This window comes from Clostridium mediterraneense (assembly GCF_900091705.1).
GTDB lineage: Bacteria > Bacillota > Clostridia > Clostridiales > Clostridiaceae > Sarcina > Sarcina mediterraneense.
Window position 1 is genome coordinate 2,342,412 of record NZ_LT594785.1, and the last position, 22,990, is coordinate 2,365,401.

Consider the following 22,990-nt stretch of genomic DNA (forward strand, 5'->3'; position numbering starts at 1 on the left):
GTCTTAATTTAATAAAACCCTATTTTTTTTATATAATTAATTCACAAAATTATCTATTTATAGCATTAGCCATATCATAAAGTTCTCTATCAAAACTTCTTGGAACTGCTATGGCTTCATCAATGTCCATATCAATAATCTTGTTATCCTTAATTCCTACAACTCTTGCAGTTTTACCTTCAAGTAAAAGTTCAACTGCTCTTGCTCCAAGCTTTGAAGCAAGTACTCTATCTGATGGAGTTGGACTTCCACCTCTTTGTATATGTCCTAAGATAGTTGCTCTTGTTTCAGCACCTGTCTTTTCTTCTATATATTCAGCTAATTCTGAAGATCCTCCAACACCTTCTGCTACTATTATAATAGTATGTGTCTTTCCTTTTGTCTTTCCTTCAATAATTTGCTTACATATTTCATCTTTATCAAAATCTAATTCTGGAACAATTATTGCTTCAGCACCACTTGCTATACCTGAGTATAAAGCAAGGTCTCCACAATTTCTTCCCATCACTTCAATAACTGATACTCTATCATGTGATGTAGATGTATCTCTTAACTTACTAATAGCATCTGCAATAGTTTCTAATGCTGTATCAAAGCCTATTGTAAGATCTGTATATGATAAGTCATTATCTATTGTTGCTGGAATACCTACTGTTTTAACACCAAGTTTTGACAATAATTTTGCTCCCATAAATGAGCCATCTCCGCCAGCTACAACTAAAGCATCTACTCCGTTGTCTTTTAACAAGTTGGCAGCATGTTGTCTAACCTCTTCTTGTTTAAACTCTGGACATCTAGCAGTTCTTAAAACAGTACCACCTCTGTGAATTATATCTGAAACACTACATCTATTCATTTCTATAAGTTCACCATTAATTAATCCACTATATCCTCTTTTAACACCAACCACTTCAATCCCCTTGTGAAGTGCCATTCTTACAACAGCTCTTATGGCTGCATTCATTCCTGGTGCATCTCCACCACTTGTTAAAATAGCTATTTTTTTCATGATATTCCTCCTTCACACCACAGGGTCAATAAAAGTCCCACAGGTGCTATTTTTTACCCACTTCAATAAGAAACTTTAAATTCATTATTCATAACAAAAGTCTCAGTTTCATAATTCCTATAAATCTTCTATCACTAATAATTTTACTTAAAGTACAGGCTATTTTCAAGCTTTTTATGTAGAATTGAATAAAAAAAGGAGGTTATTTTTTGAATTTATAACTTATATAGCTATTTATACTTTATATTTCTTATTATTATTTTGTATATAAATCACTTATTTTAAACATAATTTATTAAATTTATCAGAAAAATTTTAACTCTATAATATTTTTTATATAAAAATAGAGTTAATTTCTTAATTAAAGAAATTAACTCTACAAAATTTAAAATTATTTTAATTCATTTAAATTTCATAATTTAGTCAATTAGCTTTACATTTTCTTGTCCAAATTTCTTCTCTAAAAATTTCACTACCTCTTTCTCTGTATCAACCCAACAATCTCTAGATAATCTAAAACTTTGTTTTTCTTTAGCTGCTACTAAATATAGTGGTGTATCCCCTTTAAATGGCTCTAATACTACTTTTAATACTTTGTTTATATCTCTAGCTTTCTGAGCATCTTCTACTCTTATATAAAGTTTTGAAGAATTAACATTCTCTAATATTTTTATTTCTTCACAAAGAATTTTTGCTTCTTCTTCCTCTTTAAATGAAACTCTTCCTCTAACTACTACAAGTAAATCTTCATGTACTAGTGAATTACATCTTTCTAAGGTTTTAGGGAATATAACAAGTTCTATTGAACCACTTAAATCTTCTAGAGTTGCAAATGCCATAATTGTATTATTTCTAGTTACTTTTCTTGAAACTCTAGTTAAAGTTCCACCTATTATTACTCTATCACCATCATTAAGATTAACATCACTTTCAAGCATAGTATCAGTACTTTCTTCAAGCTTTTTATGTTCATCAATTATAGTACCTATCTCTATTGAAGTCTGTTGTTTTAGACTTTCTTTATATTCATCTAAAGGATGTCCTGTTATATAAAGCCCTGTCATTTCTTTCTCCATAGCAAGAAGCTGTTTTTTAGGGAACTCTTTTATATTTGGATAAGTAATCTCTAAACTTTCTGAATCATTATTAGCAAGTGAAGCAAATAATGACATTTGTCCATCTATATTCTTTTTCTTTTGAGAAGCTATACCATCTAATAATTTCTCATGAACACTCATTAGTCTAGATCTAAATACCCCAAATTCATCAAAAGCTCCTGCTTTAATTAAACTTTCAACAGCTCTTTTATTTATTGCTCCAAGCTCCATCTTATTACAGAAATTCATAAGTGAAGTGAATCTTCCCTTTTCTTCTCTAGCTTCAACAATTGCATCAACAACATTTACTCCCACATTTTTTATAGCTACTAAACCAAATCTAATACTATTTCCTTTAACAGTAAACTTTGAAAAACTTTCATTAATATCTGGAGGTAAAACTTCTATACCTAAATTTTTAGCCGTTCTTATATATTCTGCAACTTTTTCACTTGTTCCCATAAATGAGTTAAGCATAGCTGCTATATATTCTACTGGATAATATCTCATTAAATATGCAGTTTGATATCCAATTACGGCATATGCCGCAGCATGACTCTTATTAAAGGCGTAAGAAGCAAAATCCATCATAGAATCAAATATTTTATTAGCTATATCAGCTGGAATACCTCTTCTTTCACAACCTTCAACCTCAACATTTCCATTCTCATCTACAATTCCATAAATGAAGTTCTTTCTTTCTTCTTCCATTACTTCATGTTTCTTTTTAGACATAGCTCTTCTTACAAGGTCACTTCTTCCCATTGAGTAACCAGCAAGCTTTCTAACTATCTCCATAACTTGTTCTTGATAAACCATAACTCCATATGTAACATCAAGAATGCTTTCTAATGATTCATGCATATAATTAACCTTATCAGCATTTCTCTTACCTTCTATATATCTTGGAATTTCAGCCATTGGACCTGGTCTATAAAGAGATATACCAGCTATAATATCTTCAAAACAGTCTGGTTTTAATTCTTTCATGAAAGAAGTCATTCCAGCTGATTCAAGTTGAAATACCCCAGCTGTTTTTCCATCACCAATCATGTTATAAACTTCAGGATCTGAAAAATCTATATTATCTAAGTCTACTATCTCTCCCCTATTTTCTTTAATCATTTTAACCGCATCATCCATAACAGTTAAAGTTCTTAAACCAAGGAAGTCCATCTTTAATAATCCAAGCTCTTCAAGAGTTGTCATATCAAATTGAGTTACTATAGATTCTTCATTCTTTTGTAGTGGAACATATTCAACAAGTGGCTTAGAAGCAATAACAACACCAGCCGCATGAGTTGATGAGTGTCTTGGTAAACCTTCTAGCCTTTTACTTATGTCTATAAGTTCTCTTACTCTATCTTCTTCATCATAAGCCATTTTTAATTCTGGATTAAGCTCTAAGGCTTTTTCTATGGTTATTCCAAGCATTGTAGGTATCATTTTAGCTATTCTGTCTACTTCACTATATGAATAGTTCATAGCTCTACCAACATCTCTTATACAAGCTCTAGGAGCCATTGTTCCAAATGTTATAATCTGAGCTACATTATCTACCCCATATTTTTCAACAACATAATCTATAACTAGCTGTCTTTTTTCATAACAAAAGTCTGAATCTATATCGGGCATACTTACTCTCTCTGGATTTAAGAAACGTTCAAAAAGTAAACTATACTTTATAGGGTCTATTTTTGTTATTCCAAGAGTATAAGCAACTATTGAACCAGCTGCTGAACCTCTCCCTGGACCAGTTGGTATATCATTATCAATTGCATATTTTATAAAATCCCAAACTATTAGAAAGTAATCAACATATCCCATCTGTTTAATTACACCAAGCTCATAAAGAAGTCTTTCAACTAATTTATTTGCTTCTTCATTATCTTTTGAAAACTCAATAACTTCATTGTAATTAAAATCATAATTAAATTTTTCAAATACCTTATATCTTTTAACTAAGCCTTCAAAACAAGTTTGTGATAAATATTCATAAGGATCATCAAAACCTTCAGGTAATGGATATACTGGTAATTTTGAAACATGGAACTCATAATCAAAATTACACATCTCTGCAATTTTAACTGTATTCTCTAGAGCCTCTGGAACATGTGAAAATATCTCCCACATTTCTTCTGGTGACTTTATATAAAATTGATCTGAACCATATCTCATTCTTTTTTCATCTTCGATAGTTTTACCTGTCTGAATACAAAGTAAAATATCGTGAGCTGTAAAATCTTCCTCATATATGTAATGAAGGTCATTTGTTACTACAAGTGGAATATCAAGCTCTTTTGAAAGCTGTATATTTATCTCATTAACTTTTCTTTGCTCTTCAATTCCATGATTTTGTAATTCTAAATAAAATCCATCTTTAAATGTATTCTTATAGAAAAGTGCTGCTTCTCTAGCTTTTTCAATATTTCCATTTAAAATTGCTTTTTGAACTTCTCCTCCAAGACAAGCACTTAAAGCAATAAGACCTTCTGAATGTTTTTCAAGAAAAGCCCTATCTATTCTTGGTTTGTAATAAAAACCTTCAATAGAAGCAGTCGAAACTATCTTCATAAGATTTTTATAACCAATTTCATTTTTAACTAATAAAACTAAATGATGTGTCTTATTATCAGAATCTTGTTGTTTTATATGCATAGACTTTGGAACAACATATACTTCACAACCAAGAATAGGCTTTATACCTTGTTTCTTAGCTTCTTTATAAAATTCAACACATCCATACATTACACCATGATCAGTAAGTGCAATACTATCCATACCTAACTCTTTAGTTCTAGCTAAAATTTTAGAAATTTTACCTGAACCATCAAGTAAGCTATAACCTGAGTGGACATGTAGATGTACAAACTTTTTCTTTTCGTCCAAAATAACCACTCCTTCCATTATTTTATTTTTTATTTATTTTAAAAATTAATCACATTTTTAGATTTTTCTCATAGGATATACTATAGAAAACCATTGATAGCTTCTTTTCAACACATATTTTAAAATAAAACTAATGCTAGGTGTTAATCTCCCTCACCTAGCATTTTAACATATTTAAGATACCACAGAGTTGATATCTATATATTTTCTTTACATACCATCTTCTCTTAATTCTTCAGCAATCTTTTCAATTTTTCTTAATCTATGATTAACCCCTGATTTACCAACAGGCGGAGTTAACATTTCACCAAGTTCTTTTAAAGATTCTTCTGGATTATCCAGTCTTAACTGTGCTATCTCCTGAAGATTTTTAGGAAGTCTTGCTAGACCTATTCTTGATTCAATAAGTCTTATACTTTCAACTTGTCTAACTGCTGCATTAACTGTTTTACTAAGGTTCGCTGTTTCACAATTTACAAGTCTATTAACATTATTTCTCATTTCTTTCATTATTCTTATATTTTCAAGCTCTAAAAGACAAGTATGAGCTCCGAGTATACTTAAAGTATCGACTATTTTTTCGCCTTCCTTTATATATACTATGTAACTATTTTTTCTTTGAATAACTTTTGAATTAAGCTTATAATGGTTTACTATCTCTTTTAAATCATTAGCAAACTCTTGTGAATGTGCTACAAACTCTAAATGGTATGTCTTTTCTGGATTACTAATACTTCCTCCACCAATAAAAGCACCTCTAATAAAAGCTCTTTTCTTTTCCTCAGTATCAACAAATCTTTTATTTATGGAGTAATCTAAAGAAATGATTCCCTCATCCTCTTTAAGTATACCTGTAAGTTTTAAAAGATCTCTAGCTCCCATTTCTTCATCTATAACAACCATATAAATATTATTCTTTTTTAAAGAATTACTCTTTTTAACCATAAGTTTAGCATGTATATCAAAATAATCCTTTAACAAAGTAAAAGCAAGTCTTGCTGAAGCAGGATTTTCTGTAGTAATCCTAAATTTTATACCTTTTCCACTAAAACCTAATGTTCCACTTGCTTTCATTATAGCTGTTATCTCAGATAGAGCCTCATCTTTAGATATTTCTATATATCTACTAATCTCTCCTTTAACTTTTGATGAAAATGACATGACTACTCCTTTCCTAAAAAATATCTCTTTATTCTATATTTCATTGCTTTTCTATTATAGTTTTAATAATTAATTCTGACAAGGTTTTAGCATCATGTCTAATATAGTTATATTTAACTTCTACTATATCCCCTTCAACAATTTCAATATTCATCTTTTCAACTTCTTCTCTATCAAGTTTAACAAGTTCAGAATTCTTTGCCTTATATCTTTCAATTAAAACATCTTCAATTATACCAACATTAGCAATAACTGTATTAACAGCATTTTCTCCACCATATTTAATTAATTCTTTTATATGATCTGAAACAGCAAATCCTGTAGTTTCACCTGGTTGAGTCATAACATTACATATATATATTTTAGGGGCTTTACTATATTCTAATGCTCTCTTAATATCTTTAACTAAAATATTAGGTAATACACTTGTATATAAACTACCAGGTCCAAGAATTATTGCATCAGCTTCTTCTATTGCACTTATCGCCTCACATACTGCATCAGCTTCTTCTGGAATAATTCTAAATTCTTTGATTCTACTATTTTGCTTTATAGCTTCTTCTGGAATATTAGATTCTCCTCTAATAATGTTTCCATTTTCAAGTTCTGCTTCAAGCTCCATATAATCAAGAGTTACAGGTAAAACAGTTCCTCTAACAGCTAATATTGAACTCATCTTTTGAACTGCATCTTGAAAATTAATTGATATACCATTCATAGCTGCTAAAAATAAATTCCCAAAGTTTTGACCTTTAAGTCTTCCATCTTTAAATCTATAATTAAGTAAATCTTTTATTGCAGGCTCAGCATCAGCAAGAGCTAATATACAGTTTCTCACATCTCCTGGTGGAAGCATTCCAAGATCTTCTCTTAAAGCTCCTGAACCACCACCATCATCTCCAACTGTAACTATTGCTGTTATACTACAATTTTCTTCCTTTAATCCTCTAAGCATTGTTGATAATCCAGTACCTCCGCCAATAACAACAACCTTAGGTCCATCAATACATCTTTCTCTCCTCATAAGTAATATCCTCCATTTTATTAACTATAACTTTTTAGCACCCCTATTAACATCTTCACTAATATCTCTATGCTCAACAGAAGCATTAAAGTTTTTACTTAAAAGTTCTTTATAAACTGCTTCTGCTATAGCAACTGATCTATGTCTTCCACCTGTACATCCTACTGAAATTATAAGCTGTCTTTTACCTTCTTTAACATAGTTTGGTATTAAGAATTCTAACATATCAACAAGCTTTGTCATAAATCCCTTTGTTTCATCTTGTTTTAATACATAATCTTTTACAGGCTCATCCATTCCTGAAAAAGGCTTAAGCTCTGGAATATAAAATGGATTTGGTATAAATCTTACATCAAATACCAAATCTGAATCTGTAGGAATTCCATACTTAAATCCAAATGATAAAACTGTTACAGATATTGTTTGCTCTAATTGCTTTCCATCACCATAAAGTGTATTTAATTTTTCTCTTAAATCCTTTATAGCATATTTTGAAGTATCAACAATATTATCAGCTCTATCCTTTATTTCTCTAAGCCTATTTCTTTCATCTTCTATACCAGTAAGAACTCTACCATCTGGTGACAATGGGTGACTTCTTCTACTTTCCTTAAATCTTTTAACTAAAACCTCATCATTTGAGTCTAGGAATAATATTTCATATTTAAACTTATTATCTTTTAGATATAAAAGACTTTCAAATAAATCATCAAAGAATATTCCACCTCTTATATCTATAACTAAAGCAACCTTATCAATTTTCCCATCACTTTGAATACATGCCTCAGCAAATTTAGGTATTAATTTTGGAGGTAAGTTATCTACACAAAAATATCCTAAATCTTCTAATCCTCTTGTCGCCTCTGTCTTTCCCGCTCCTGAAAGTCCCGTTACTATTACAAATCTCATGGCTATCCTACCAAAAATCTATCAAAATATACAATTAATATAAAGAGAGTCCTCTTTATTTTAAATATAATTTTTGCAATGCATATAGCTTCTTGGTAACTACCTCCTTTTTTCTAAAATATATTTTTTAAACATTGTCTTTCTAATAATTTAACTCTTCTATAATTATATCATATATAGCCAATTAAACTTTACAGTAAAATATACTTATTTTAGTTAAAAAAATTCTAAAAAATAATAAAAAATAGAAGTATTTTTATAAATACTTCTATTTAAGACTTTTATAAAACTATTTATTATAATATTCTTTTAAAAGTTCTATAAATTCTATATTCTGCTTTTCTGTCCCTATACTTATTCTTATATATCCATCACAACCTAAAAGATGACCTGGTCTTATAATAAAACCTCTCTCAAGTAAGAAATTAGCAAGCTTTTTATCATCTCCATTTATATTAACTAAAATAAAGTTTGTCTGTGACTTAATATAAGATAAACCCATATCATCAAATGCTTTATAAAATATATTTCTTTGCTTTTGATTAAACTCCTTTACCTTAACTTGAAATTCTTCATCCTCTATCGCAGTTATTGCTGCTACTTGAGCAAATAAATTAACTTCAAAAGGATTTATAACTCTATTAAAATAAGAAACAAGTTCTTTAGTAGCTATTCCATATCCAACTCTTAAAGAAGCTAGTCCATATGCTTTAGAAAAAGTTCTAAGTATTATAAGATTTTTAAACTTCTCTCTAGATTTCATACTATCTGGATAATTCTTATCTGTAACATATTCTCCATACGCTTCATCCATTACAATAAAAACATTCTCTGGTATTTTATCTAAAACTCTAATAAACTCATCCTGCGAAAATGAAGTTCCAGTAGGATTATTAGGATTACAGAACCATATAATTTTTGTCTTATCAGTAATACTAGAAACCATTTTATCTATATCAAGCTTTAAATTATTCATAGGAACTTTAATGGCGTTTGCTCCCATTAACTTCGTATAATTTTCATATAAAGCAAAAGTTAAATCTCCCATAATACTTTCATCACCCTTATTAAGTAAAGTATTACAAATAACTTTTATAAGAGAACTAGAACCTCCACCTAAAAATATTTCATCACTCGATATTGATAATCTTTTAGCAAGGACTTCTTTTAAATCATAATTCGCAGCATCTGGATATAAATAAGTTTCATCAACAAGCTCTCTAAGCACTTCCTTCACTTTTTCACTACATCCTAAAGGATTTTCATTTGAAGCCATCTTTACTACTCTAGAAAGGCCAAGCTCTCTCTTAACTTCAGATATAGGCTTTCCAGCTACATATTCTGCAACATCATTAATTTCTTCTCTAATATTTAACCCCATAACTCTCTCCCCCTTATAATTTATATAGAAAATGCCCTTATATATTTTACTCATAAGAGTTTAAATATATAAGGACATTTCCTAGCTAAACTTATTATTTGTCATTTCCTAATATTCTAACCTCTGTATCAAGATCAACACCAAAGTTTTTCTTAACTGTTTCTTGTACATGCTTTATTACATCTAAAATATCTTTTGCCGTTGCATTATTCTTATTAATAACAAATCCTGAGTGCTTTTCTGAAACACAAGCTCCACCTATTGTAAAGCCTTTTAAACCCGAATCTTGAATAAGCTTTCCTGCAAAATAACCTTCTGGTCTTTTAAATGTACTACCCGCTGATGGATATTCTAAAGGTTGCTTTTCTTCTCTTCTTTTTGTTAAATCATTAACTCTATCAACTATAGCATTTTTATCACCCTTTTGAAGCTTTACTGTAGCTGAAAGAACTACATATCCATTTTGCATAACAGATGATGTTCTATAACCAAGTTCTAATTGATCATGGTTAAGAATTAATATATTACCATCTTGATCTATAACTTCAGCTTCTTTCATTATTTGTGACATTTCACCGTTATATGCACCAGCATTCATGAATACTGCTCCACCAACACTTCCTGGAATACCACAAGCAAATTCAGCTCCTGTTAACTCATTTTCTAAAGCAGCTTTTGATAAGTTTGCAAGTAAAGCACCTGACTCTGCCTTTATTTCATCACCATTTACAACTATATTATTAAGCTTTTCTAATTTGATAACAACTCCTGTTATTCCACCATCTTTAACTAGAATATTTGAACCATTTCCAAGTACTATATATGGAACATTGTATTCTAAGCAAGCTGAAATAACTTTTGCTACATCTTCAACCTTTGATGGAGTTACCAAAATATCAACAGGTCCTCCAACTCTAAAATAAGTATGTTTGCTCATTGGAGCGTTTATCTCTACATTTTCTTCACCGCAATATTGAATTAATATATCTTTTAATTTAGCGTATTGACTCATCATACAACTCCTCTTGTTCATTATCTTTTTTAAGTATAATTAATTATATACTTCTTATCAAGCATTTGTTTTTTATTTCAAAAAGAATTTATATATTTTACTTTTTATTACTAAAGTAATCTACTATATTTTCTGCTGCCGTTTTATCAATTGATGGTGTTTCCATTAATTTATCAAGGCCTGCTTCTCTAATCTTTTCTATACTTCCAAACCTAATTAAAAGTTCTCTTCTTCTCTTTGGCCCTATTTTAGGAATTTCATCTAAAACTGAATTAAATGTTCCTTTATCTCTTAATGATCTATGATAAGTTATAGCAAATCTATGAACTTCATCTTGAATTCTAGTTATCATATTCATAAGTTTTGATTGTTTTCTTACATGAACTTCTTGCCCATTAAAAATTATCCCTCTAGTTGTATGCTTTTCATCTTTAACAAGCCCACATACTGGTATATCAATATTAAATTCCTTAAGAACTTCTAAAGCAACATTTACTTGCCCTTTTCCTCCATCCATCATTATAAGATCTGGGAAAACAGAAAATTTTCCTTTTGAATAATGTAAATCATTATCTTTAATTTCCTTAATTTCTTTTAATCCTCTTTCGAACCTTCTACTTAATATTTCTCTCATACTGTCATAGTCATTAGGTCCATTCACTGTTTTTATCTTAAATCTTCTATAATCTGAGTTCTTAGCTCTACCTTGCTCAAAAGCTACCATTGTACCAACAGAATCTACTCCCTGAATATTTGAAATATCATAGGCTTCTATTCTGTATGGTGGCATATCTAAATCTAAAGCTTCCATAAGCTCTGTAAGAGCCATTTCATTATCTTCTTTATCTCTAATTATTTTATCTCTAAACTGTTCTAAAGTAATTTTTGCATTTTTAGCAACCATATCTAAGAGTTCTTTCTTCTCACCTTTTTTAGGAATTTTTATAGAGACTTTACTTTGCCTTTTATCACTTAAAAACTGCTCTAAAAGTTCAGTATCCTCTATATCTGGAACATATATAGTTCTCGGTACTTTAGCAGTTCCTCCATAGAAACTAATTATAAATTCATGTATTATTGCTGCTTTACTATCTGCCCCTGTATTATCTATCATAAAATGTTCTCTACCTGAGATTTTACCATCTCTGTGGAAGAATATTTGTATAGATGTATTTTTATCATCTGAATAAGTATCTATATAATCTTCATCAGTAGATTTAGGTGTTATTATCTTTTGCTTTTCAATTATTGCTTCAACAGCTTTTAATCTATCTCTAAGTGTTGCCGCTTTTTCAAATTCTAAACACTCTGCAGCATCTTCCATATCTTTTTTTATTTGTTTTAAAATGTTCTTATCTTTTCCTGTAAGAAGATTTATAATATCATCTATCATTTTTCCATACTCTTCTTTGCTTATTAAACCAGCACAAGGTGCCTTACAAAGATTTAGTTGATAATTAAAACATGGTTTTATAAAAGGCCCTTCAGCCTTTATCTTTCTTTTAGATGCTCTAATAGGGAACAGTCTTCTTATTAAATACATAACCTCATTTACTGCTGCTACATTTATATATGGTCCAAAATACTTTGATCCATCTTTTTCATAGCTTCTTGTAACAAAAACTCTTGGAAAGTCCTCATTCACAGTAATCTTTATGTACGGATAAAATTTTCCATCTTTTAAAAGTATGTTATATTTAGGCTTGTATTTTTTTATTAGATTTGCTTCTAAAAGTAAAGCCTCTATCTCTGAATCAGTTATTATGTATTCAAATTCAGCAATATTTTCTACCATCTTTTTTACCTTTTCAGAGTGGTTCTTTGAATTTTGAAAATATTGTCTTACTCTATTTTTTAATATCTTTGCTTTTCCAACATATATAACTTCACCAAGATAATTTTTCATAATATAAACTCCAGGTTTATCTGGTAATACTTTTAACTGATATTCAAAATCAAACATAAAACAACTCCTCCTTGATAAAAATTAAAATAAAATAATTAAATAAATTTCCATACTATTATATAAAACTTTTTATAAAAAAGATAGACAGGCTCTATAAAGAGCCTGCACTATCTTTCTTATATTTCTTTTATATTATTTTTATATTCCAACTTGGTCTAAGTATTCTTTAACAACTTGGTAAGCTATACTTGCTCCAACCTTAGAACCAGCTCCACCATTTATAACCTGAACTGCAACTGCAATTTTAGGATCATTTGCTGGTGCGAAACATACAAACCAAGCATTAGCATCAACTAATAATTGACCTTGTGCATTTTCTTTTTGAGCTGTTCCTGTCTTAGATGCTATATCATATTTAGGATCCATGTAACTCCAAACACCTGAAGGTTCACCTTCTCTTTGTTCAGTAACATATCTCATATCTTTAGTGATAGTAGCTGCTGTTGATGCACTTATAACTCTTCTAAGTTCTTTAGGTGCAAAGCTTTGAACTACTTCTCCTCTACTATTTATGATTTCTTTAACCATAGTTGGTTCCATCATAACTCCCTTATTAGCAATTGTAGCTGCAACTACTGCCATTTGGAATGGTGTAGCTGTTGTAGCCCCTTGCCCTATAGCACTTTGTGCCATTGAACCCTTATCATATTGATTTAGAGTTGGGAAATTACTTTGAGCAACATAGAAACCATTTGTAGGAATTATTGAATTAAATCCATAAGCTTCTGCTGTTTTCTTAAGAGCTTCATTTCCAAGTTCCATGCCTATTGTACCAAATACAACGTTACTTGATACTGATAAAGCTCTAGCTAATGAAATTTTACCGTAAGCTGTCCAGTTTTCATTTGGTAAAGTATAATCACCAATTTTTAATCTTCCTGTATCATCAAAAATTCTATTTTGAATTCCAGGTATATTTTCAAGAGCTGAACTTATAGTAACTGTTTTAAATACTGATCCAGGAGCTGTTGGATTTTGTGTTGCAAGATTTAATAAGCTCTTATTAGGCTTACCTATCTTTTCATCTTCTGCAACTTGTTGCATTTCTTGTTGTAAGTTGTTTGCATCAAATGTTGGCTTTGAAACCATTGCAAGAACATCTCCTGTTTTTGGTTGTATAGCAACAACTGCTCCCATATTATCACCTAATGCTTCCCAAGCAGTTTTTTGTAATGGAGTATTAAGTGTTGTAACAATACTGTTTCCTATTCTAGGTTCAACATCTTTTCCTCTATTTTCGAAAGCACCTTTTATTCCATACTTCTTAATATATTGTCCTAATGTTAATGGATCGTATGTTGTTAATTGTTTATTATAAATTTCCTCCATACCTGTTGTTCCATATCTTGAACTTGAGTAACCAATTGCTGCTGAGTATAAATCATTATATGGATAAATTCTCTTTTGTCCATTATTTGTATTTTCACTTTCTGCTATTGGTTCCATTTCAGCATCATAAATAGTTCCTCTTAGAACATTATTTTGCTGTGCAATCATTATTCCATTAGTTGGCATATTTTTTATCTTTGGCGCTTGGAATAAATAGAAATAAGTTATATAACCTATAAGTCCTATAAGAAGAACTAAATAAACCATCATTATTACTTTTACATTTTTAGTTTGTCTAGCATTAAGTTTTTCTTGCTCTTCTGGACTTAAAACTCTTGGAGGCTCAGCTGGAGCTTTTTCTTTAGTCTTTTTATCAGATTTAGCTCTTGAGAATAATCCTCCAGATTTTTTATCTTTTTTATCTATTTTTTCGTTTTTATTATTATCTTTATCGCTCATTTATTTTCTGCCCTCCTCTGAAATTTTTTGTAAAGTACCTAGGGCAAAGAAGATTGTAAGCATTGATGTACCACCATAACTTATAAGAGGTAATGTTATACCTGTCAGAGGAATTATAGTGAATATTCCACCTATAATAACAAATACCTGTACAGCTATAAGAGTACTAAATCCTACGGCACTAAGTTTTGAAAATCTATCATTAGCATTAAGTGCTGCTCTCATTCCTCTATAGAATAATAAGAAATAGAAGAATACTACTCCTATAGCAAATATTATTCCAAATTCTTCACAAATAATTGAGTAAACAAAGTCTGTATCAACAAATGGTATAAATTGAGGGAATCCTTGACCAAGTCCCATACCAAATGCACCACCTGAAGATATACCATAGAACCCTTGAACTATTTGATAACTTTGAGCTTGAGCGTATTCCCAAACATTTAACCATATAACTACTCTTTCTTTAACGTGAGCAAATAAGAATGTTGAGGCTACTGCTCCAAGACCTGCTAATATAAAGCATACTATAACATATTTCTTATTATCTGTTGCCATATAAAGAATAGTTACTGATAATAAGAAGAATATCATAGCTGATCCTAAGTCTTTTTGAAGAACCATAAATGCTAATGATATCATAACTACAATCGCTGGTTCTAGTAATTGTTTCATATCTTCTTTAAAGCTCTTTTTAGCTTCATAATTCATAAGTGCTGAAGATAAGTAGAATATAATAAATATCTTTCCTATTTCAGAAGGCTGGAATGTAAAACTTCCAAGTCTGATCCAGTTCTTAGCACCATTAATATTTGTACCAAATAGCTCAGCCATTGACATAAATATAATAGTACCAACCATATATATATTTTTATATTTTGCAAAGCTTTTTAAGTCAGGTAATATAATAACTATAAGCATATAGGCTGTTATACCTATACAAAACCAAACTAATTGTTTTATTGCTGTTTCAATATTTAAACTATATTGTATCGCTACACCTATGATTGCTAGTACTGAAGCAAATATAAATATATATTTATCTCCTTCTGGATAGAATTTTCTAATTATATAATGTGAAAATCCTATTACTACAATAAGAACTGCTGCCATAACAAAGGCCATCTTATCCACTGGATTCTTTAAAATGGCTAAATTAGTGAATAAACCTATGCAAAGCAAGTATACTAGACTTAATAGTCTCTTTTCATACTTAAGAGTCTCCATATTTTCACCTCGACTATCCTATAACTTTAAATACTGTACTTCCTAATCTTACAGTGTCATTAACACCTATTCTTATTCTTCCAGCGACTCTTTCTTCATTTACAAAACTTCCATTTGTACTATTTAAGTCTTCTAAAATTATTTGATCGCCTTTAAGATAAATTTTTGCATGATTAGATGATACAAACTTATCATTAAGTATTATAGAATTATCTTCCTTTCTTCCTAAAGTCATAACATTAACCATAGGAATTACTGTTCCAACTCTTAACTTACCTTCTGTTAAAGTAGCCATAACTTCAAGTCCATATGATTTGTTATCAACAGTTGTCTGTTTCGTTTGTTTAACTTGTTTTGTTTGTTTTGTTTGTTTTGCTTGTTTCACTCTAGCCTCTTTATCAGTGCTAGGTTGTTGTCTTTTTTTAGTCTTAGATTTTCCTTCAACATCTTTAGACATTATTTTAAGTGAGTAAAATATTATTAGTAATAACATAACTACAAAAAATATGTTAAATGCAAAACCTATTAACTTATCAAAACCCATAATGTCACCTCTAAAATTTTATTATTATAAATTCATTTAGTCTTATATTATATACTGATTATACAATAAAAAAATTACATTTTTATATATTCTTAATTTATTTATTAATAATTTAGTCATATATTTTGAATTTTCTTCTTTTTTCTATGTAAAAAAGATATATCTCTTAAAAATGATGAGATTTTAATAACATTATCTAATAATGTTACTTTTTAAATATTTAGACAAATATCTAAATTTAATAAAATTCTCCCCCAAATTAAAAGATATATCTTAAACTGCTTTAAATATATTGACTTAAGTACTTACCTGTATAAGATTCTTTAACTTTTACAATCTCTTCAGGTGTACCTGTTGCTACAATAGTACCACCTTTATCTCCACCTTCTGGTCCAAGATCAATAATGTGGTCAGCACATTTAATCATATCTAAATTATGCTCTATAACTACAACAGTATTTCCTCCGTCTACAAGTCTTTGTAATATTTTAATTAACCTATTAACATCATCAATGTGTAAACCTGTTGTAGGTTCATCTAAAATATATAAAGTTTTACCTGTACTACGTTTAGATAATTCAAATGCTAGTTTAATTCTTTGAGCCTCACCACCTGAAAGTTGAGTTGATGGTTGACCAAGTCTTATATACCCTAAACCTACATCACTTAATGTTTGTAACTTTTTGTGTATTCTTGGAATATTCTCAAAGAATTCAAGTGCTTCTTCTACAGTTAAATTAAGAACATCAGCAATGCTCTTTCCTTTATATTTAACTTCTAATGTTTCTCTATTATATCTTTTTCCTTTACATACTTCACATGGTACATAGACATCTGATAAGAATTGCATTTCAATTTTTATTATTCCATCACCACTACATGCTTCACATCTTCCACCTTTAACATTAAATGAGAATCTGCCCGGTTTATAACCTTTCATCTTAGCATCTTGTGTTTGTGAGAAAAGTTCTCTTATTATATCAAATGTTCCTGTGTATGTTGCTGGGTTACTTCTAGGAGTTCTTCCTATTGGACTTTGATCTATATCTATAATTTTATCAATATGTTCAACACCAGTTATTTCTTTATGAGCTCCTGGTATTAATCTTGATCTAGATATCATTTGTGTTGCAAGTCCTTTATAAAGAATACTATTTATTAAAGTACTCTTTCCTGAACCTGAAACTCCAGTTACCATTGTTAAAACTCCTAATGGGAATTTTACATTAATATTCTTAAGATTATTTTCTTTTGCTCCCTTAACAGTTATAAAGTTACCATTTCCTTTTCTTCTTTCCTTAGGAACTTCAACTTTTTTCTTACCTGTTAAATATTGTCCTGTTAATGAGTTTTCATTAGCTAATATTTCTTCTAATGTACCTTGAGCAGTAATTCTACCACCATGTTCACCAGCTCCTGGACCAATATCAACAATATAGTCAGCAGCTTTTATAGTATCCTCATCATGTTCAACAACAATAAGAGTATTTCCAACATCTCTTAATTTTTGAAGAGTTTCTATTAATTTATCATTATCTCTTTGGTGTAAACCTATTGATGGCTCATCTAAAATATATAGAACCCCCATAAGTTGTGAACCAATTTGAGTTGCCAGTCTTATTCTTTGTGATTCACCACCTGATAATGTTCCTGACATTCTAGCAAGGTCTAAATAATCTAAACCAACATTAATTAAAAATGAAAGTCTTGCAACAATTTCTTTAACTATTTGTTCGCTAATTATTTTATCCTTTTCTGAAAATTGAATTCCATTTATATAATCCAATTCATCTTTAATTGATAAAGTTGTAAATTCATATATATTTTTTTCTCCTACTGTAACTGCTAAACTTTCTGGTTTTAATCTAGCTCCCTTACATCTAGGACATTTATTATCACTCATATACTTTTCAATTTCAGCTTTCATAAAATCTGAACTTGATTCCATATATCTTCTTCTTAAATTATTTATTTCACCTTCAAATGAATGATTGTAAGCTTTTTCTACACCTTCTTTAGTGTAAACTACAACTAATTTTTCATCTAATCCATATAGTAAAATATCTTGAACTTTTTTATCTAAGTCCTTAAATGGAGTTTCTAAATCAAAATCAAACTTTTGCATAAGAGCTTTTAAAACTGCATATGTCCAAGCATCTTCCTTTAATCTACCTTCACCCCAACTACTAATTGCTCCCTCTCTTATTGAAAGAGATTTGTCTGGAACAACAAGTTTCTCATCTATTTCCATAAGTGTTCCTAAACCATCACAGTAATCACATTTTCCAAAAGGTGAGTTAAATGAGAACATTCTTGGAGCAAGTTCTTCTATACTTATTCCACAATCTGCACAAGCAAAATGTTCACTATATAAAGTATCTCCTTCTCCAATAACATTAACTATAACTAATCCTTCAGCAAGACCTAATGCACTTTCAAGTGAATCAGTAAGTCTTCTTTCTATCCCCTCTTTAACTACTAATCTATCTATAACAGCTTCTATATTATGCTTCTTGTTTTTATCTAAACTAACTTCATCTTCTGTTAAGTCATAAATCTCACCATCAATTCTAACCCTAACAAATCCATTTTTCTTTATATTTTCAAGAACTTTTTCATGTGTACCTTTTCTACCTCTAACAATTGGTGCTAAAAGTTGAATTTTAGTTCTTTCTTCAAGTTGCATAACATTATCAACTATTTGATCAACTGATTGTTGTGATATTTCTTTACCACATTTTGGACAATGAGGAACACCTACCCTGGCATATAATAATCTTAAATAATCATATATTTCTGTAACAGTACCTACTGTTGATCTAGGATTCTTTGAAGTTGTTTTTTGATCTATTGATATAGCTGGTGATAAACCTTCTATATATTCAACTTCAGGTTTGTTCATTTGACCTAAAAATTGTCTTGCATATGCTGATAAAGATTCTACATATCTTCTTTGACCTTCAGCATATAAAGTATCAAATGCTAATGATGATTTACCTGACCCAGATAATCCTGTAAATACAACAAGTTTATCTCTTGGAATTTCAAGATCAACATTTTTTAGGTTATGAACCTTTGCTCCCTTAACTATAATTTTATCCTTCATGATAAATTCTCCTTATATTTAATTACAAAACCCCTAAAAGATTATAGTAGTTTTGTCCTATTTTTAAGTGTCAATTTTAAAACAAAAGTTAGTTATTATAATTTTAAGGCTCGATTAATAAAGTGTCAATTTTTTTTAAAAATTTGCTAATAAAAAGTAATTACTGTTATATTTACTAGAAATATAGTAGTTATTATTTATTATTTATTATTACTTATTAAAAGAATTAAAATACATAAATTTTTTGTCAATAAAAATAGGGATTACCTTACTTTAAGGCATCCCCTATCAACTTATTGTATCTTCTTAATATTAAATTCTAATTCACCATAATCACTTACATCATAGACATCTAAAGTTATTTCATAATCATAGTTTTTATTAAAATTCTCCTCTATTATATAGCTTTTCTTATTTCCTTTTTTATCTCTATAAATTAAAAATAAATTTTTATCATATTCAATACTTTTATTTGCTATTTTAACTTCTTTTTGTGAGTTTTCTTTTAGTGATTTTACTCCTCTGGGGTATTTACAATCATCATAGGTAAAAATTAAGTTTCCAAGCTCCTTATTACTTTTATTACTTATTTTTATTATTGGAAATATTCTTTTTGACAAAATATTACCTCCTATTGAATATATTAATACTAATAATATCTATATATACTATGTTCTACATTAACTTATTAAAACCTTTTCATCGCAAACAAAATTGTAAAAAATAAAATATTTCAACAATTTAGTTTAAATTAATAAAATTTTTTAACAAAAAATCTCTATTTAATAGTTATTCTTACACGTTACTGTGATAAAATGAATTATAAAGAAATTAACTTAGGAGGTATACTATGAATAACAAAATTAGAATAGGTATTATAGGATACGGTAATCTTGGCAAAGGAGTTACAAAAGCTCTAAAACAAAATCCTGACATGGAACTTAAAGCTATCTTCACAAGAAGAGATTCTAGCAAAGTAGAAGCAAATAATCTACCTATGCTACATATCTCAAAGTTAGCAGATTTTAAAAATGAGATTGATGTTATGATTCTTTGTGGTGGTTCTGCAACAGATCTTCCAGAACAAGGTCCAATGGTAGCAGAAATGTTTAATACTGTAGATAGTTTTGATACTCACGCTAAAATTCCTGAATATTTTGAAAAAATAGATTCAGTTGCTAAAAAATCAAATAAAGTTAGTTTAATCTCAGTTGGTTGGGATCCAGGTCTATTCTCACTAAACAGATTAATGGCAAGTTGTGTATTACCTCAAGGTAATGATTATACTTTCTGGGGTAAAGGTGTAAGTCAAGGACACTCAGATGCAATAAGAAGAATTGCAGGAGTTAAAAATGCAATTCAATATACAATTCCTAAACAAGAAGCATTAGACAAAGTTAGAAGTGGTGAAAATCCAACACTAGAAACAAGAGATAAGCACGAAAGACTTTGCTATGTTGTTCTTGAAGAAGGTGCAGATGCAGCTAAAATTGAACAAGAAATTAAAACAATGCCAAATTACTTCTCAGATTATGATACAACAGTAAACTTCATATCAGAAGAAGAATTAAAGAGGGATCACTCAGGAATGCCTCATGGTGGTTTTGTTATAAGAACAGGAACAACTGGAGAAAACACAAAACAAAAAATAGAATTCTCACTTGATCTTGAAAGTAATCCTGAATTTACTTCAAGTGTTCTTGTAGCATATGCTAGAGCAATTTATAAATTATCACAAGAAGGAGTATCAGGAGCAAAAACTGTATTTGATATTCCATTTGGTCTTCTTTCACCTAAGTCACCAGCTGAACTTAGAAAAGAAATGTTATAGAATAAATAAAAAAATTGACTATCTAAAAAAAGATAGTCAATTTTTTTATTAACCAATTGCATCAACTTCTACAGCCACACCATCATAAAGTTCTTCTAAAACTAAATTATATTTTTTCATATATTGACTTACAGTTTTTCCAACATATCTAAAATGCCATGGTTCATAAGTATATCCTGTAACATCTACCTTATCCTTTGGATATCTAAGTATAAATCCAAACTTATGTGCATTTTCTGCTAACCATTGACCTTCTTTTGTATTTTCAAAACTTTCTTCTAAAGTAAATCCTGCACTTCTAGTAGAAATATCTGCTGTAAGCCCCGTTTGATGTTCACTATATCCAGGCTCGGCCATATATTTTTTTGTATGTGCCTCTCCTCTATTTCTAAGAGAATTATTATAAATTTGATATTGATATTTATATGATCTATATCCACTTACTAAAAATAGGTCTTCTAAGCCTTGTTTTTTAGCTTCTTTAAACATTTCTTCTAAAGCTTGTGCCGCTTCTTTTCTTAACTGACTTTGTTCAAATGTTCTAGGATATACTAATGGAGTATTAGGAACTACTAAATCTGTTGGGTTATATTCTTCTCCAAGTTTTATATTCCTATTACATAAAACAACTAAATTATCTTTATTTTCTTTAACTATGTTATTTACTAATTGAACTTCCTTTTCTTCTTCACTAAGTTCTTCTTTCTTTTCTTCCTTCTTTTCCGATTTATTATTGCTTTCATTAAAATCTTTAATAGATATTAACTTATTATTAGAATTAGTATTTACCTCTGCATCTTTTAAATTCAAAACAAACAAAGACGCTATAAGTACTATTCCTGCTATTAAAATACCATTTTCCTTCTTATTTTTGAACATATTTACCTCCCTAAGCCCCTAATAACTATAATAACCTTATTTGGATTTATTTTCTACATTATTATCGAAATAAATCTAAAAAAGCTATTAAATAAATCAACTTTTACTATTCTAGTCCAGCCCCCTTAATTTTATACCTATATTTTAATATTTTTGTAATAAATTTGAAATAATTAAACATATTAATATAATATAAAAGCCATAAAAAATAATTTATATCTCTACATAGCTTTATAATATTTTTTATTAAATTTTATATAATCATTAACTTTTAATTCCATTTATTAATATTAATACTAATATATTGCAATAAAACTATATATAAAATATAATATCTATACACTTAGAAATTAATTATAATAGGGGGACCAAAAATTGAATCTACGTACAGTAAAAAAAGATGCAAAGGATATACTCAGAGGCAAATATTCAAATGCAATAGGATTTATGCTTATAATCTTTCTTATTTCATTTATAATTCCAACAGAAACTATACTAAAAGATTACGCAATATTAGGCTCTATATTAACTACTATAATAGGAGCATTTATAAGTATTTCTCAAGCTAAATACTTTAAAATCCTAGGAACTAGTAAAGAAAGAGTTGCTTATCTAGAATGTAAACCTGAAATCAAAACATCATTTAGATTTTTATTAGCTAACTTAATTAACTCAATAATTATACTTTTAATCACTTTATTTGTTACTATGCTTATAGCATTTCCAGTTGTTCTATCTATCATGGATGCTTCTATTCCTTTAGTTATATTATCAGTAGTAATATTTTTAATCGTAATATTTGCAATATCACTTTTATTAACTCCTGCTACTACCTTCTTAACTTATATCTGTTTAGAAAAAAATCCTATAGGAATCTGGGAATCTTTTGTACTAGCTTGGTCACTAACTTTTAAAAACTTCAAGGAATTAGCTAAACTTATAATTTCATTTATTCCATTACTATTATTAATAGTAATAACACTTGGAATAGCTCTATTATGGGTCGTTCCATATATGGAATTATCATTATATTTAGCTTATGAAAAGTTAACAAAGCCTACCGATAATTTAGAGTTTATAAAATAGAAACTAAATTTATTTAAATAATAAAATGCATGACTTAATAAGTATCTAACTTATAAATCATGCATTTCCTTTTGAAAATAT

The 22,990-nt window shown here is 29.1% G+C and carries 15 protein-coding genes and 1 pseudogene; 2 read left to right on the forward strand and 14 right to left on the reverse strand.

The genetic code is table 11. From position 1 onward, the window contains the following. Positions 1–49 precede the first annotated feature (49 nt). The 13 genes and pseudogenes from pfkA to BN8917_RS12720 all read right to left on the reverse strand — a co-directional run bounded on the left by pfkA (position 50) and on the right by BN8917_RS12720 (position 19,733). Positions 50–1,009, reverse strand: coding sequence for a 6-phosphofructokinase (pfkA, locus tag BN8917_RS12660; RefSeq protein ID WP_066874925.1), 960 nt, complete (start codon positions 1,007–1,009; stop codon positions 50–52). Positions 1,010–1,428: 419 nt separating this feature from the next. Then, a complete protein-coding gene (locus BN8917_RS12665; RefSeq protein ID WP_066874927.1) occupies positions 1,429–5,013 on the reverse strand; it encodes a DNA polymerase III subunit alpha in 3,585 nt (1,194 codons plus the stop codon). A 192-nt stretch (positions 5,014–5,205) separates the two neighbouring features. Then, entirely contained in the window at positions 5,206–6,156 is a 951-nt protein-coding gene (gene whiA, locus BN8917_RS12670) for a DNA-binding protein WhiA (protein ID WP_066874929.1), read from the reverse strand. A 43-nt stretch (positions 6,157–6,199) separates the two neighbouring features. Then, positions 6,200–7,199 (reverse strand): annotated as a pseudogene (locus tag BN8917_RS12675) (gluconeogenesis factor YvcK family protein); the annotation flags it as partial. 5 nt (positions 7,200–7,204) lie between these two features. Further along, positions 7,205–8,089 (reverse strand): RNase adapter RapZ, encoded by an 885-nt coding sequence (gene rapZ, locus BN8917_RS12680; protein WP_066874931.1) that lies wholly within the window; start codon positions 8,087–8,089, stop codon positions 7,205–7,207. Between the two features lie 289 nt (positions 8,090–8,378). Beyond that, the gene (gene hisC / locus BN8917_RS12685) at positions 8,379–9,470 is read right to left on the reverse strand and encodes a histidinol-phosphate transaminase (RefSeq protein WP_066874932.1); all 1,092 of its coding nucleotides are present in this window, start codon (positions 9,468–9,470) and stop codon (positions 8,379–8,381) included. 94 nt (positions 9,471–9,564) lie between these two features. Next, a complete protein-coding gene (gene murB, locus BN8917_RS12690; RefSeq protein WP_066874933.1) occupies positions 9,565–10,482 on the reverse strand; it encodes a UDP-N-acetylmuramate dehydrogenase in 918 nt (305 codons plus the stop codon). Positions 10,483–10,579: 97 nt separating this feature from the next. Beyond that, complete coding sequence (gene uvrC, locus BN8917_RS12695; RefSeq protein ID WP_066874934.1) at positions 10,580–12,445, reverse strand: excinuclease ABC subunit UvrC; 1,866 nt, start codon at positions 12,443–12,445, stop codon at positions 10,580–10,582. Positions 12,446–12,586: 141 nt separating this feature from the next. Then, positions 12,587–14,236 carry a peptidoglycan D,D-transpeptidase FtsI family protein gene (locus BN8917_RS12700; protein ID WP_084748648.1) on the reverse strand — a complete coding sequence of 550 codons (1,650 nt, stop codon included), beginning with the start codon at positions 14,234–14,236 and terminating at the stop codon, positions 12,587–12,589. Further along, positions 14,237–15,463: an FtsW/RodA/SpoVE family cell cycle protein gene (locus BN8917_RS12705; protein ID WP_066874935.1), complete on the reverse strand. Its 1,227-nt coding sequence runs from the start codon at positions 15,461–15,463 to the stop codon at positions 14,237–14,239. Positions 15,464–15,476: 13 nt separating this feature from the next. Next, positions 15,477–16,007: an FHA domain-containing protein gene (locus BN8917_RS12710; RefSeq protein WP_066874936.1), complete on the reverse strand. Its 531-nt coding sequence runs from the start codon at positions 16,005–16,007 to the stop codon at positions 15,477–15,479. Positions 16,008–16,290: 283 nt separating this feature from the next. Next, positions 16,291–19,113, reverse strand: coding sequence for an excinuclease ABC subunit UvrA (gene uvrA / locus BN8917_RS12715; protein WP_066874938.1), 2,823 nt, complete (start codon positions 19,111–19,113; stop codon positions 16,291–16,293). A gap of 293 nt (positions 19,114–19,406) precedes the next feature. Further along, a complete protein-coding gene (locus BN8917_RS12720) occupies positions 19,407–19,733 on the reverse strand; it encodes a hypothetical protein (protein ID WP_066874939.1) in 327 nt (108 codons plus the stop codon). A gap of 230 nt (positions 19,734–19,963) precedes the next feature. Between BN8917_RS12720 and BN8917_RS12725 the strand changes: the two genes are divergently transcribed. Beyond that, entirely contained in the window at positions 19,964–20,944 is a 981-nt protein-coding gene (locus tag BN8917_RS12725; RefSeq protein WP_066874941.1) for a diaminopimelate dehydrogenase, read from the forward strand. A 48-nt stretch (positions 20,945–20,992) separates the two neighbouring features. Here the strand turns inward: BN8917_RS12725 and BN8917_RS12730 are convergent, their stop codons facing one another. After that, positions 20,993–21,823: a M15 family metallopeptidase gene (locus BN8917_RS12730; protein ID WP_066874943.1), complete on the reverse strand. Its 831-nt coding sequence runs from the start codon at positions 21,821–21,823 to the stop codon at positions 20,993–20,995. 375 nt (positions 21,824–22,198) lie between these two features. On the opposite strand from BN8917_RS12730, the gene BN8917_RS12735 reads away from it, so the two are divergent. Continuing rightward, positions 22,199–22,909 (forward strand): DUF975 family protein, encoded by a 711-nt coding sequence (locus tag BN8917_RS12735; RefSeq protein ID WP_066874945.1) that lies wholly within the window; start codon positions 22,199–22,201, stop codon positions 22,907–22,909. The last annotated feature ends 81 nt before the right edge of the window (positions 22,910–22,990 follow it).